The sequence below is a fragment of the Paraflavitalea devenefica genome (assembly GCF_011759375.1).
GTDB lineage: Bacteria > Bacteroidota > Bacteroidia > Chitinophagales > Chitinophagaceae > Paraflavitalea > Paraflavitalea devenefica.
In genome coordinates, this window is the sequence record NZ_JAARML010000002.1 from 615,512 (window position 1) to 629,727 (window position 14,216).

Here is a 14,216-nt window from a genome sequence, read left to right on the forward strand (position 1 = left end):
AAATCAACCTTTAGCTTTTTGAATGAAAAGGCACGTTTATTATGAAAAAGATAAAATTCATGTTATTGTCTCTTTCTTTGGTAGGAGTAGTAGGTGGCGCTTTGGCGTTTAAGGCAAAATTTTTAGATACTTATTGTGTCGCAGCGCTACCAGCAGCCGGCACCTGTGGGCAGGTAGGTAAGCTTTGTACAAATAAGATTGAATTTCAAACAACAACTAATGCAGGTGACTTTGTTTGTACTACTACACCTAATGCGATGGGTAATTGCCCTGCCACTTTAAGATGTACCAATACTTCTACTAAACTCAAAATTGATCTGTAGATGATTGATCCGATAGGCAATATTTAAATCAACCTTTAGCTTTTTGAATGAAAAAGCACGTTTATTATGAAAAAGATAAAATTCATGTTATTGTCTCTTTCTTTGGTAGCAGTAGTAGGTGGCGCTTTAGCGTTTAAGGCAAAATTTGATGGTTCTTATTGTGTCGCAGGGCTACCAGCAGTCGGCACCTGTGGGCAAGTAGGTAAGTTTTGTCCAAATGAGATTGATTTTGTCACAATGACTAATGCAGGTGGTGACTTTTTTTGTACTACTACACCTGATGCGAATGGTAATTGCCCTGCCAATTTAAGGTGTACCAATACTTCTACTAAATTCAAAATTGATCTGTAGATGATTGACCCGTTAGGCAATCATCGCTAATTGTCTCCTTTAAGACTTTGAATATTAAATGGAGAATTGTTAGATAATGATCCAAATTGCTCCCCTTGCACGGTAATATGGGGAGCATTTTTTTATTTACCTGGGTACTCCGTCTTATACACCTGACATGCCGGGCAGTGACTACCGCATTCCCCACTGGGGTCCAGTTCATAACGGCCCTCTACTCCCTTTAACTTAAGTGGAATTCCTTTCGTCATCCAATTGGGGTGGTGGCGCCCCTTCAGTTAGTGATCCGGCCAAAATGCCTTGTTTTGCCATAAGTTACCGAAGGCTTCCTCTTCGGCTAATTGAAGAAGGCTTCTTCCTTGCTCGCTTTCTTTCAAAGTCAAAGCAAAGTTTATGACGTTTTGAAATTGATAACCTTCGCCCAGCGTCATAGCTGCAAAGGATTTGGAATGTGTAAGCAAATAAAAGCCCTGGCTTATTTATGCAACGAGGCAACAATATTGTTGACAACCTTCCCAATCTTTATTAAACTCCATGAGATAATTCGGATATTGATATGTTTTGTGAGAATATTGATATTCTGCCAGCTTAATTTGGCTGTAGATTGATACTGCATCCGCAAAGGTACAATTGGGGAACAGCCAAAGCTGAATATGTGATTTTGGTATAGCTTAAAATTTATGATCCATGCAAATGAACGAAACTTTATCACTGCCTATGTCCTTATCCTTTAAAGATTTCTTATTCAGGGATAAAAGGAACCGGAAAATACTGCTGATAGCTTTAGGGTTTATAATCATTCAATTTTCTTTTTTTAAGTACTTGTATCCGTTTGCCAGTTATATACATGGGGATTCTTTTTCGTACATAAATGCGGCAGACAAAAATTTAACCATTAATACCTACCTGATTGGATATTCCAAATTTCTACGTTTTTTTAGCGTATTTGCAAAGCCGGATTTTGTGCTCGTTACCTTCCAGTATATATTTATTCAATGTAGCGAATTGTTCTTGTTGTTTACCGTATTCTACTTCTATAAACCAGGTAAGGCGACGCAGATTGTGTTGTTGTGTTTTATGGTTTTTAATCCCTTGTTTTTGCACCTCGCTAATATGGTAAGTAGTGATGGCTTTTTCCTGGCATTGAGTCTTACCTGGTTTGCCCTCCTGCTGTGGATCATTCATCGGCCTTCCAATAAAATAATCATCTGGCATGCGGTGGTATTGTTCATAGCTTTCACCGTTCGTTACAATGCTATGATCTATCCTTTTATTGCTGCTGCAGCATTCTTGCTTTCAAAATTGCCGTTGCGAAAAAAAATAGCAGGCATTGGTCTTGGCTTGTTGCTATGCGGGTTATTTATGGGATTTACTATGCATCGGTACAAAAAGCTTACCGGCTATTGGCAATATTCTCCTTTTAGCGGCTGGCTGATGGCCAATAACGCCATGTATGCTTACCGTCATGTAGACAGTGCAGATCGGAAGCCTGTGCTTCCAAAATTCCAGGCGCTGGATAGTATGATCCGAAAGTTCTACGACAGGACACGTGACTTAAGGATAAACCCTTCAGAAAAAGCGATGGCCAGTACATTTTATATGTGGTCCCCGAATATGCCACTGATGCAATACCGGGATAGCTTGTTTAAAGCAGCGAAAGACACTACAGCCACTGAGTTGAAGAAGTGGGCCAGTATGGGGCCGTTTTATAAAGAATATGGCCAGTACATTATCAGGAAATACCCCTTGTATTTTGCAGCGTATTTTATGTGGCCCAACGGCCGAAAATATTATGCCCCGCCGGTTGAATTTTTGGAATTTTATAATTCCGGAAGTGATGGAGTTTCTGATCAGGCTAAAGCATGGTTTGGCTACCAAAGCCAAAAAGTGAAAATCAGGATGAAAAATCCAAAAGTTTGGGTACTTGATTTCTATCCTATTTTGTCGGGCATCATCAATGTAGTGATGCTATTTGGATTACTATATTATATACTGCTCAAAGGTTGGCAATATAATCGGGTATTTAACAAAATGGTGATCATGGGCGGAATGGTTTGGTTGTTAAACGCTGTCTTTACCATCGGCGCTTCCTCTGCGGCCTTGCGGTTTCAGTCGTTCCCTGTATTGTTAACCACGACGTTTGCCCTGTTATTGGTAGATTGGATGGCGCAGTTGATGCGAAGTATGAAGATGGAGCAGCAGAAATTAACAGAAGAGCTTCCGCAGGAGGCAATCGCTTAGTATAAATGGGGAACTAATCTACCAGGTTGCCTTGGAGATATTAGGCATTCACGATATAAAACATATGAAATATGAAATTACTTTTCCAACTAATAATAATAAGTACGATGGCTGGGTGTTTTGGCGCAGATCCTCAAAAAACAGGACTGGAAGGAAAGCCATTGCCTGAATTCAGCTTACTGCTTCCTGATAGTGCTACCTGGTTTAATTCAAAGAATATACCCTCGGGGAAGCCCATCGCCATTTTTTATTTTAATCCTTACTGTCCTTATTGCAAGGCACAGACAACAGAGATCATTGAGGATATGGACAAGTTAAAGAATATTCAATTTTACTTTGTAACTAATTACCCATTAATGGATCTAAAAAAGTTTTACAATGAGTACCAATTGGTAAAATACCCCAATATTACTACCGGTGTAGATACAGGGATGGTTGTAAACGATTATTTTGAAATTGCAGGTGTTCCCTATATAGCGATTTACAGCAAAAATAAAACCCTGAATAAAACCTTTATGGGAAAGATCTATAGCAGCCAGTTGAAAAAAGTGGCAGAAGAATAAGCGAATTGCGCAAGTACACCCGGTTTGTCCTGATCAGACAAACCAGTATAACTGTTGATACAAACCTGCAGCAAGGGCCCGCTTGCGGGAATGTTTTGGCAGTGAATGATCGCCCTGACTTTTAATTATCAAAACAACTATTCATGATTAAGAGTCTTGGCGAAAATGTCCAAAGATGAAAAAGCCAAGGTCAGGATCCGCCTTCGCTAAAGCTACTGAGGACAATGTGGCGAAGCCGAAAACCACTAAAACAGAGTAGGCAATATTTAAAAATCAACCTTTAGCTTTTTGAATGAAAAAGCACTTTTATTATGAAAAGAATAAAATTCATGTTATTGTCTCTTTCTTTGGTGGCAGTAGTAGGTGGCGCTTTGGCGTTTAAGGCAAAATATACAACTGCTTATTGTGTCGCAGCACTACCAGCAGTCGGCACCTGTGGGCAAGCAAATAAGTTTTGCCCCAATAAGATTGATTTTCAAACAACTACTGAGACAGGTGACTTTGTTTGTACTACTACACCTGATGCGGCGGGTAATTGCCCTGCTAATTTGAGGTGTGCCGCTTCTACTAAACTCAAAATTGATCTGTAGATGATTGACCCGTTAGGCAATCATCGCTAATAGTCTCCTTTAAGATTTTGAATGTGAAATGGAGAACTGTTAGATACTTATCCCAATGCTCCCTTCACCCTAATGTGAGGGAGCATTTTTTATTTAGCTGGGTTCCCCGCCTTATGCGCCTGACATACCGGGCAGTGACTACCGCATTCCCCGCTGGGGTCCAGCTCATAGCGGCTCTCCACTCCCTTTAACTTAAATGGAATTCCTTCCGTCATCCAACTGGGTGCTGGCGCCCCCTTTAGGTAATGATCAAAAAACTGCGTATAGCGGATGGTAAAATCTCTAAGGTCATTCAATTTCCAAAGCCTATGGCCTCCATCATCGTACTGCAGCCACCATGCTTTATTTTCCAGGCGGCGTTGGGCGTTAAACATTTCCACGGCTTCCTCAACAGGAACATCTCTTTTTTTACATGCATACATGAGCACCGGACTTGTTATCTTGTCCGCGTGTAGCACAGATGTGTGATCCACCCATGCATGCTTGTTTTGCCAAAGATTTCCTAATCCCCCGGCTCCATACGCAGAAACCTCAGCCCACTCCAAGTGACTTTCTTCTATTCCTCCTGTTGTCAATGACAAAGCAATCCTCATTATATTAGTCGTCCCCGACCCAATTGACATGGCAGCAAAAGAACGGGAATGGGTGAGCAGGTAATAACCGAAACGTCCTGAATTACTATGCCCCACGGCTCCTATATGTTTGCCATCCACATAGGGCAGTTGGCTCAGGTGCCGGGCTGCCCCGTCTATCGTATTCACGGTGCTGGGTCCCCATTTACCTTTGGTGAAATAAATATCCGGTGTAAATACCAGGTATTCATGGCTTACCATCCAGGCAGGATTGCTAAAAAGATCGGGAGCATCTATATATCCAGGCCTGGGGTATTGGTAGAGCCGGTCAGACAGGGCTCCATAAAAGGATATGATCACCGGGTATTTTTGGGCCGGGTCAAAATTTTCCGGTTTATACAATACGCCCTGGCTTATCGTGCCATCCAATTGTTTAAAGGAAACCAATGTTGTCGTAAGCCAATTGTATCTTTTATGAGGTTGCAAATCCGTTAAAGCTTTATAGGTTTTAAAGTCGCTGGTCGCAAAATAATTGGGCGCTTCGGTGGCTGTCTGCTTTTTTACGATCCAGGTATTGTTACCGGCGGCTTTTAGCGGAGGCATGCCAGCATCCAAACCATTTAGCCCCGACATAACTGCCATAAAACAAGGTCCCATATAGAGTAATGCCGGGTCACCTGCAGAACCCAATGACTTCCGGTAAAATCCATTGTATTTGTTCTGCCTGTTAAACGCCCTCAGCAATAGCGTGTCTTTACCAGATAAAACGGGTTGATTAGTAGGAAGACCCCGGTCGTGACCCATCAAACTGAATAAGGTCTGATGGGAACGGCCATAACCATTGGTGATGTTCACTGGTGGCTTTTTGCCCGACAGGTCCAGTTGCCAGATATCATAATTGTCATATACCAACACGCCCCGATCTCCCTCCAGCCAAGCTGCCACTCCAATTGGTTGTTCTTCCGTTGGCTGCTGCCTGGGACGCAGGTAAGGATCTTCAGCGCCTAACCGGCAGGGGGGCACTCCGGAGGAGATATTTACCAGTTTTCCTGTAAATAGTTCATAGCTATAATAATTGCACTGCCGTTCTGCATCATAATAAACCAAATATTTACCCCCGGGGGAAAACCAAAAAGCATAGTCTTGCCCCCTTGCCCTTGTTGGTAATAAATTACGGGAACCGTCTTTCAGTGACAGCAGCCAGTTACTATCCTTCCGGTAATCCTTTTCCCAAAAACGATCCCCATTGAATGCTTTTCCAGATTTTTTTATTATAGCAAAATCACTACTGAGCAGATTCAGTTTTTCCTGTTCGTTTTCTATGAATGTTACCAGGCCGCTTTCAGGACTAAGGATTGCCTGATAGATTGGAAGCTTTTTCAGCAGGTAAGGCTGTGTGGATTGAAGAAAGGTATCCTTATAGCTCCATACATCTACCTGTACTGCATCAGGATCCGGCTGGCGGGTATCCATCTGCGGTTTTAGAGAGAATACGATATAACGGTCGTTATTTGTAAATAAGGAAGCCTCCTGGATCATTAAGCCGGTAGCTATCCCGCCCGTTTGATTATTCACTTTCAGCACAGCTTTGTTCATACCGGTTTTATAATACCAGATGCAATTACCGGCAAGGCCATCCTGAACCGTAAACACTACCTGCTTGCCGCTGCCATCGATACTATAACTGCTTAAAAGGGTAGTGCTATCTGCTGTTGACCAGATTGTATTGGCGACCTCTTCCGGAAGGCTTACATATTGCAAAGCGGTGCGGGTTCCACTGGTTGTTTTTTCCATCGTTTTTAATACCAATACTTTTCCATCCGCGTCAAAGGAATAACTTTCTACTGATTGAAAATGACGCTCCTTTGCTGTGGCCAGGTCATGGATCACCAACTCCTTTGCTGCATTATTAAGCTGGCAGACCAGCCATTTTCCGGTTTCATCAAACCCATAGCCGGCAATCCCGGTAAAGCGTTTCTCCTTTCCGGTGAACAGGTTTTGCAACACCAGGCCGGACCCGGAATTCTTTAATTGATATGCCAGCCACTCATTTTTCCCATTGCCTGGTAGTTGATAAGAAGCCACGTCCTTTACACGAAGGAGGTGGTCCTTGCCTGCCTGTAAAAAACATAGGTCCTGCTTATCCTGGAATATATATTGTTTGCTGTCACCGGAAAAAAAACCCGGGCTGGCGCCCGCAAATGACTGTCGCCAGGAATTAGCCGTGGACTGCACCACTATCGAATCGATCAGTCCCAATGCACGGCCATGCTGAATGCCATACGCAAAATATTTGCCGTCACGGCTGATAGCCAGATTTCCATCAGGCCCCACGTTGATCCAGTTGTCCATGGCATCGAAATCCAAAAGGGGTTTATCACGTTTTGATGGCCGGGGATGAGTATGGCTCCAGACATATTTATCCAGGTCCCAACGTTCACTTTTGGCTGGTGCGGCGGTTTGTCTGATCATGGTGGTATTCTGCGCCAATGTGCTCATCGCAAAACCAATCAGAACAGCAAATAAAAAAAAACGTTTCATAATTGATAAATGTATTACACAAGAATAAATAGATGATTATCAACAGGAGTTCTCAATTTTCTATGAAAACTAGCCTATTTTGAAAAAGTTGAGAAAGCGGAAATCGACCCTGGCGTGGATAATGGCCAGGAAGCTCTTCATTTATATCCCCATACAGCTCCGTAGGTCGGTTCTCCTTTCTTCATCTTCTCTATTACTTTCCGATATTCTTCCTTTTTAGATTCACTTTTTGCTGCATTCATTGCCTTTTCTTCCCATTGAATGGCTTCCTGTTTTTTTCCTGCTTTATGCAATAAGTTGGCATAAGTATCTAATAAGGCTGTCTGATCGGGTTTGTTAATTACGATTTTCTTCATCCATTTTATATAACCATTAATTACCTTTTTGTCGGTAGAAAACATAAAAGCTGTAAATGCAGTATTATTGATCCTGAAAGGATTTTCAGTTTCAATGGAGCAATATTTATTTAAATGAAGCAGCGCATATTTTGTAAAATTGGGATAATTCATGTGTCGGTTATACCATTCTGCCTTTGCCGCCAGAACATTTCTTTTCGCATAAGCAATAGTATATTTTTCCCGAATCATTTTTTTCAGTTTTATCCAATCGGCCTCGTTGGAATGAGTCTGTTGTTGGTGCTTGCCAGAAATATCGGTAAGATATCCACCAGTCACCGCGATTCCTGAGCCAGCTGCCTGTTCCTCAAAAAAAGGTGTAACGATCTCATCCATAATAGTATTATCTATCACCTTACGGGCATAGCCTTTCTCGTTCATTACCTTATCAATCTTATTCCCATCTTTGTAAAAAAAAGCGAATAATCTTGTTTTACTTCCAAGAGAATAGGAAGTCCAAAACTGAATATTTTCCTTAGTATAGCGTTGTTCAGGTGGTAAGCTGCATACATAATCTACATAGGTTTTTATCAGTTGCCTTTGCAATGCGGTATCATTCAATTGTATTGCAATGTTTATCATAAGTGGCAGGCTGTCATATTGGGTTTCTCCTTGTTTATACGCCTCCACCAGCTTGTAGTATTCCTCATAGGGGTCTTTATACACTTTACCCGGCATGGTGGCGGTTTGAGCAAGGGCTACAAAATCTTTTATCCCTTTATATCCATTGTCTTTATGCACGATAACTCCCTGGGGTGATAAAAAGATATAGGTAGGATAGGCTTCTACATGGTATTGTCTGCTGATGCCTGCAGCATCATCGTACCAGCGTTGTACATCTTCATTGTCTTTTTGTGTTTTATCAAACTGAACTTTTACTGAAATAAAATGCTGGTTAAAAAAAATACCCACCGAATCATCGGAATAAACCTGGTTGTCCATCATTTTACAGGGCCCACACCAAGTAGTATAACAGTCTAAGAAAATGTATTTATTTTCCTTTTTGGCTTTTTCTTTTACTTGTGGCCATGATAGCCCTTCGGTCCATTGGATGCCTTTTTCCTGAGCTCGTGCCAGAAAGGGAATTATGATAAGTAAGCAAAGTAATCGATTCATTTTTTTGGGATTTTCTTGTTAAATATTAAGTGTATAAATTTTTTTTGCAATAATTTCCACTCCTGTTTTTCAGACAGGCTTTAACATTCTTTTATTAACAAGTTATTTGTTTTAGTATCCAGTATTCTGTGCCAGATTAGGTGAACTTTGTAAATCAGATAATGGTATTGGATACAATTGCTGATGCGATTTCCAGGGAGCGCCGCTTGCCTTTTGCGGCGTTACCACATTCATTACCTTATCTACATTGCGGGTTCTTTTCAGATCAAGCCAACGATGGCCCCACTCGCTAAATAATTCCACTTGGCGTTCATGAAGAATTGCTGCAAGTAATGATGTCTTATCGTTCGCCGCCGTATTAGGAAGGCCAGCTCTTACGCGGATGGCATTCAAGTCGCTTTGCGCCCCGACAATATTATTTTGTTGCGTTCTCGCCTCTGCCCTTATTAAAAATTGCTCACCCAATCTCAGCATCATAAAATATTCCGTCATATCAGCAGCGGATGTTATTCCGGGCGATGTATTTATTTTGTATTTATAAGCATACGCAACTGTATCATATGTGGTGGGTGTAATGTTAAAAATAGTAGTATCCACCCAATTTCCATGAACAGCCCGCTGGTCTCCCGATTCAAAACTACTCAGTAGGTTGTTACTTAAGTAAACTGGATTATCTACTGTCCCAAGGCTGGGACCCGTAGGCGGGATAATCAAAGTTTGAGCTTCTACCGTATTAAAGTCTATATCGGTGGGCTGCAATTGCCAGATGGCTTCCTGGCTGTTTTTCAAAAAGACATCGTTTAAAGCCGGTAAGGTGTAAAGCGCCGTATTATTGATAACAGTTGATGCCTGCGTTTCTGCTTTGGCATAATCTTCTGTAAACAAATAAACTCTTGCCAGTAAGGCTGCAGCGGCCCATCTAATGGGCCGCACCCTTTCCGTGGTAGAGCTGAGTAATGTTTGATTTAAATAATCAGCACTTAATAATTCTTGTGCATCTTTCAGATCGGCAATGATCTGCAGGTAAACCTGTTCTTTGGGCAATCGGGCCAGCATGGAATTATTTTGAGGATCTGTGGTTACAGCAAGTGGCACATCACCATACAGGTTCACGAGGTAATAATAAAAAAAGGCTCGCATAAATTTGGCTTCACCCAATAATTGCTGCTTCACGGCTGATGTCAGGCTCTTGGACGCACTTAATCCTTTTATGGCTGCATTGGATTTGAACACATAATGATACAAAGGTGCCCAATGATTGTAGCCGGAACCGGGGGGAATGTTCACCTGCAATGCATTTTGATAATATGCAAGGTAAACTTGATCCGTCACTCCGCTGTACAGGGTTAATTCATCTGAAGACATACCCGTATGTAAAGCAATACTGCCGTTTCCCTGAATAGGATTGGTGATAGTTTTTTCATTCATGGAACTATACAATGCCGTAAGTACAGATATAGCTGTAGCATCGCTTGAATAAACATTATTTTCTGCAATAGAATTGGTAGGTGCAGGTACGTCTACTAATTTTTTGCACGACGAAATACTGAATGCGATACCGATACCTATAGGAGCGAAAAGGCGGGACTTTGTCCGCATGCTGAGTATTATCTTTTTTAGATATATTATCGTTGTGTTCATTTTTTAAAATTTAAACAGATAAGATCCATTTTTACTTATCCGATCTTTTTTGTTAATGACATTCACTAGTCATTCTGCTTGCCCGATGTATGTTGTGGGTATCCTGTTCAAAGATCATAATTCCATTTGGACACCCACGGTCCATAACTGCAATGGCGGCAAAGTTCTGCTACTTCTGGTTTCTGGATCCAGTCCGGAATATTTCGTGATGGTCATTAGGTTCTGTCCACTAAAATATAAGCGGACATTTTGTAGATGCGCTTTTTGCAGCCACACTGATGGTAATTGCCATGAAAGGGAAAGGTTTTTCAACCGTATATAGGATGCTTCATAGCTATATCCTGCATCACTGGAGAGAGGCCACATCGGCACCCCGAAGTTTATAACAGTGTAACGGCCAATAGTTGCGTTGTCTCCAGGCTTTTGCCAATGGTTTAATATCGTTACAGGGTGATTACCGGCAAACCTGGAAAAAAAGCCAGGATTATTTAATCCATTGAAATAATAAAAGTCTTTTAACGCTATTTGCCGTACGAACTGGAAGAGAAAGTTTAATTGAAATCCTTTATGGCTGATACTGTTTTGAAAGCCACCATAGTATTTTGTGAGCGGCGTGATTAAAGCGGTTCTGTCTGCAGCGAAGTCGGGATTGGATGTTGGTTTATCATTTTTATCCAGCACCAGGTATTTACCGGTAGCCGGGTCAACACCTGCATAGCGAAATACCTTAGTTACACCGAGCGGCTGACCAACAATAACGTTATAATCTCCGGAAGCATAACTTGTCAATTCAATATTCGGAAAATTCACTAATTTATTCCTGGGAATCGTAAGATTGACACTGCTGCTCCAATAAAAATTTCTTCCTTTTACATTGATTGTATTGAGCACAAACTCCCAACTGGTATTCTGAATAGTGGCCGGTAAGTTTTTGGTAACGCTGGTAAAACCAGAAGTGGACGGTAATGTATAAGCTATTAACTGGTTGGAAGAGCGGTTACGGGCATAAGTTGCATTAATTATGATACGGTCATTTATAAGACCAAGGTCTACTCCGCCCTGCAATTTCCGGGTTTCTTCCCACTTCAGGTGAGGATTGGGAATATTGCCAACCGTCAGACCTGTAGTATTTGTGTAAGGGATAGCAGTATTACTAATATAATACAGACTGAGATAGCTGTAATCAGCAATTTGGTCATTGCCAGTAGCTCCATAACTGGCTCGTAGCTTACCAAAGCTAAGAAAAGAGAAATTACGTTTTATAAATTTCTCATTACTGAATACCCATCCAGCACCCAAGCTCCAGAAATTGTGAAACCTATTTTCATCTCCAAATTTACTGCTACCATCTCGGCGGGCGGTAAAGTTGATAAGATATTTGTCATTCCAATTATAATTCAACCGTCCAAACAGCGCATTGTATTTGGACATCGTGAATAATGTTGAACCATTGTATATAGTTATTGAAGTGGCTGCCGAGGGCGATTTCATTAACAGATCGCTACTGAATCCCGAGGCGTTGAAAGACAATAGGTCAGCAGCATTGTGGCTAATGGTGGCACCCAAAAACCCCTCTATCTTTCCTTTTCCTACTCTGCCTGTATATCGAAGTTGAGGCTCTACAATCCAGGTACGCATATCTCTGTTTGCGAAATCTGAACTTCGCCGGGCAAAGGGCCTATCTTCCGGGCGATATGCTTCCAGGAAATTGGGCGAATACAAGTTGGATTGCTGATTGCTGTATCCAAAATAACTGCGGATCTCCAGGCCTGGTAGAATGTTGTAGCTGAGGCTTGCATTGCTTATTAAGTTTTTAGTAGTATTATTAAACTTGGTGTTTAAGTATGCGAGGGGATTGTTCCAGGTAGAATTGCCAGCTGCATTCGGCGCCCAATTCAGTGTTCCATTGGTATTATAGAGAGGTGGTGCATTCGGCGCTAAAACAAGTTGGTTTGTTAAGTCTACATTCACCAGATGATTTTGATCATAAGTATAGCTACCGGACAAAGTAAAACGAAATTTTTGATTGGGAGAGGCCCCGTTAAAACTAAAGTGGAGCCCGCCGCTTTTATTATCGAAATTGCCGGGGAATACAGTAGTTTGCCGGTTATAAGTCCCACTTATCAGGTATTGAAGCGCAGTTGTTCCTCCGGAAATGCCTGCACTGATATTGGTATATTGTGCCGTACCACCGATCAGTGTTTTTTGCCAATCTGTATAACGGGTGGTGTCCCAAAATTTCAGATCATAATACCTCGGATTAGTGTTAGATTGTGAATTAAGGTTGATCCCATCATTTCTTAATGCTTCATAACGCATGTCCAGGTACTGACGGGTATTCATCATGTCTAACTTACGGGTCACTTTTCCCCAGCCCTGTTGCAAGTTGATGTTTAATTTGGTACGTCCCGCTTTTCCTTTTTTGGTAGTAATCAGGATGGCGCCATTGGCTGCCCGGCTGCCATAAATGGCGGTAGCATCCGCATCTTTTAGCACGTCAATGGATTCAATATCGGCCGGATTGACATAATTCAATGGATTGCCTCCTTGCACAATGCCTTCCAATCCTGTACTTATAAATTGTGATGGGAAAGGTACCCCATCAATAACAATCAGAGGGTCCAGACCGCTTTCGATACTGTTGCGGCCTTGTATGCGTACAGTTACCCCTCCACCTGGCATCCCTGATAATTGCGTTACCTCCAGGCCCGGCACTCGACCCTGCAAGGCCAGCAGGGGATTCGTCACAGGTTGTTTTTCAATATCCCTCGCTTTCACCGTAGTGACATTGCCTACATTAAAACGCTGCGAGGTCTTTCCATAGGCAATTATCTGCACCTCATCCAGCTTGCCCGTTTTGCCTTTTACTTTCAGGTCCAGGTTACGACGGCCGTTCACTAACGCTTCGGTAGATTGAATATTCACGGCTGTCAAAACTAATACCGCATCATGGGGTACCTTACTCAGCGTAAACTCCCCATCACCGTTAGTGGAGGTGCCCATCTTAGTTCCTTTCACTTGCACGCTGACTCCAGCGACAGGATCGTTCTCCTCGTTGGTCACGAGGCCACGGACGTCTATCAATGCGAAAGGAGACATATCACCATTTCCGTTAGCACCACCACTTGTGCCGGATTTTTTCTCACTCACAGCAATGGTCTTCCCATTGATGGTATACTCCAACGGCTGATCTTTGAAGCAAAGGTCCAGTACACGAATGAGTGGCTCATTCTTTACGTGAATGGTCACGGGTCTTGCTTTCGCCAGGATCTCCGTGGCGCCGAAGTAGACGTAACCGGTTTGTTTTTTGATAATAGCAAAGACCCTGACCAGCGACTCATCCTTTACATCCATGGTGAGTTGCTGACTATGGCCTGTAAAGGCATTGGCCTGTACCAGCCCTGCTACCAGCAGTACAATCGTGAGCTTCATAACGCGCAATATTGAGGCGTACGTTGCTACGGCTCCCGCCGTAACAAATGTTTTGTTGCCCGCAAAATCTACCATAATTTTGTGGAGTTAGTTGGTTAATAAAGCAATTTGTTAACTGAAGCCACTCCGGAAGTAGAAGTTCCTGGGTGGTTTTTTTTATAGGCTAAGGCGCCTTGGACGTAACAAATTCATTAGGGCATTTATTAACACAGGAGGGTTTGTTATTGTGGGTTTCGATGGGATGAAAGGAGGAGTAAAGCAGCAGACTGGTCATAAGTTCATTGGATTTTTTAAATTAGCTAATGGGTTCCTGGTAAGCACAAACGGGAAGTTGAAATGGGTTAGTAGCTATATTGTTTTGTATAGTGTCAAGCATCAGCGTCATGCTGAAGTGTCAAGCTGAAGTCCCGCAGAGCGGGACACA

The 14,216-nt window shown here is 42.3% G+C and carries 11 protein-coding genes; 5 read left to right on the plus strand and 6 right to left on the minus strand.

Annotation, left to right across the window (positions count from 1 at the left end; genetic code table 11):
- Nucleotides 1-41 precede the first annotated feature (41 nt).
- Together HB364_RS12120 and HB364_RS12125 are read left to right on the plus strand one after the other, a co-directional pair.
- On the plus strand, nucleotides 42-323 hold the full coding sequence (locus tag HB364_RS12120) for a hypothetical protein (protein ID WP_167288242.1): 282 nt from the start codon (nucleotides 42-44) through the stop codon (nucleotides 321-323).
- A 66-nt stretch (nucleotides 324-389) separates the two neighbouring features.
- Nucleotides 390-674, plus strand: coding sequence for a hypothetical protein (locus HB364_RS12125; protein ID WP_167288243.1), 285 nt, complete (start codon nucleotides 390-392; stop codon nucleotides 672-674).
- Nucleotides 675-949: 275 nt separating this feature from the next.
- Here HB364_RS12125 and HB364_RS12130 read toward each other — a convergent pair whose 3' ends face one another.
- Nucleotides 950-1,102 (minus strand): hypothetical protein, encoded by a 153-nt coding sequence (locus HB364_RS12130; RefSeq protein WP_167288244.1) that lies wholly within the window; start codon nucleotides 1,100-1,102, stop codon nucleotides 950-952.
- A gap of 496 nt (nucleotides 1,103-1,598) precedes the next feature.
- A complete protein-coding gene (locus HB364_RS12135) occupies nucleotides 1,599-1,886 on the minus strand; it encodes a hypothetical protein (RefSeq protein WP_167288245.1) in 288 nt (95 codons plus the stop codon).
- Between the two features lie 42 nt (nucleotides 1,887-1,928).
- On the opposite strand from HB364_RS12135, the gene HB364_RS12140 reads away from it, so the two are divergent.
- From HB364_RS12140 to HB364_RS12150, 3 genes are all read left to right on the plus strand, one after another.
- Nucleotides 1,929-2,912 (plus strand): hypothetical protein, encoded by a 984-nt coding sequence (locus HB364_RS12140; protein WP_167288246.1) that lies wholly within the window; start codon nucleotides 1,929-1,931, stop codon nucleotides 2,910-2,912.
- 71 nt (nucleotides 2,913-2,983) lie between these two features.
- Complete coding sequence (locus tag HB364_RS12145) at nucleotides 2,984-3,475, plus strand: TlpA family protein disulfide reductase (RefSeq protein ID WP_167288247.1); 492 nt, start codon at nucleotides 2,984-2,986, stop codon at nucleotides 3,473-3,475.
- 311 nt (nucleotides 3,476-3,786) lie between these two features.
- Nucleotides 3,787-4,065 (plus strand): hypothetical protein, encoded by a 279-nt coding sequence (locus HB364_RS12150; protein ID WP_167288248.1) that lies wholly within the window; start codon nucleotides 3,787-3,789, stop codon nucleotides 4,063-4,065.
- 119 nt (nucleotides 4,066-4,184) lie between these two features.
- On the opposite strand, the gene HB364_RS12155 is transcribed toward HB364_RS12150, so the two are convergent.
- The 4 genes from HB364_RS12155 to HB364_RS12170 form a co-directional block, all read right to left on the minus strand.
- Nucleotides 4,185-7,208, minus strand: coding sequence for an alpha/beta hydrolase family protein (locus tag HB364_RS12155; RefSeq protein ID WP_167288249.1), 3,024 nt, complete (start codon nucleotides 7,206-7,208; stop codon nucleotides 4,185-4,187).
- Between the two features lie 137 nt (nucleotides 7,209-7,345).
- Nucleotides 7,346-8,719 (minus strand): thioredoxin family protein, encoded by a 1,374-nt coding sequence (locus HB364_RS12160; RefSeq protein WP_167288250.1) that lies wholly within the window; start codon nucleotides 8,717-8,719, stop codon nucleotides 7,346-7,348.
- Nucleotides 8,720-8,830: 111 nt separating this feature from the next.
- The gene (locus HB364_RS12165; RefSeq protein ID WP_167288251.1) at nucleotides 8,831-10,360 is read right to left on the minus strand and encodes a RagB/SusD family nutrient uptake outer membrane protein; all 1,530 of its coding nucleotides are present in this window, start codon (nucleotides 10,358-10,360) and stop codon (nucleotides 8,831-8,833) included.
- Nucleotides 10,361-10,474: 114 nt separating this feature from the next.
- The gene (locus tag HB364_RS12170; RefSeq protein WP_167288252.1) at nucleotides 10,475-13,792 is read right to left on the minus strand and encodes a SusC/RagA family TonB-linked outer membrane protein; all 3,318 of its coding nucleotides are present in this window, start codon (nucleotides 13,790-13,792) and stop codon (nucleotides 10,475-10,477) included.
- Nucleotides 13,793-14,216: the final 424 nt, after the last annotated feature.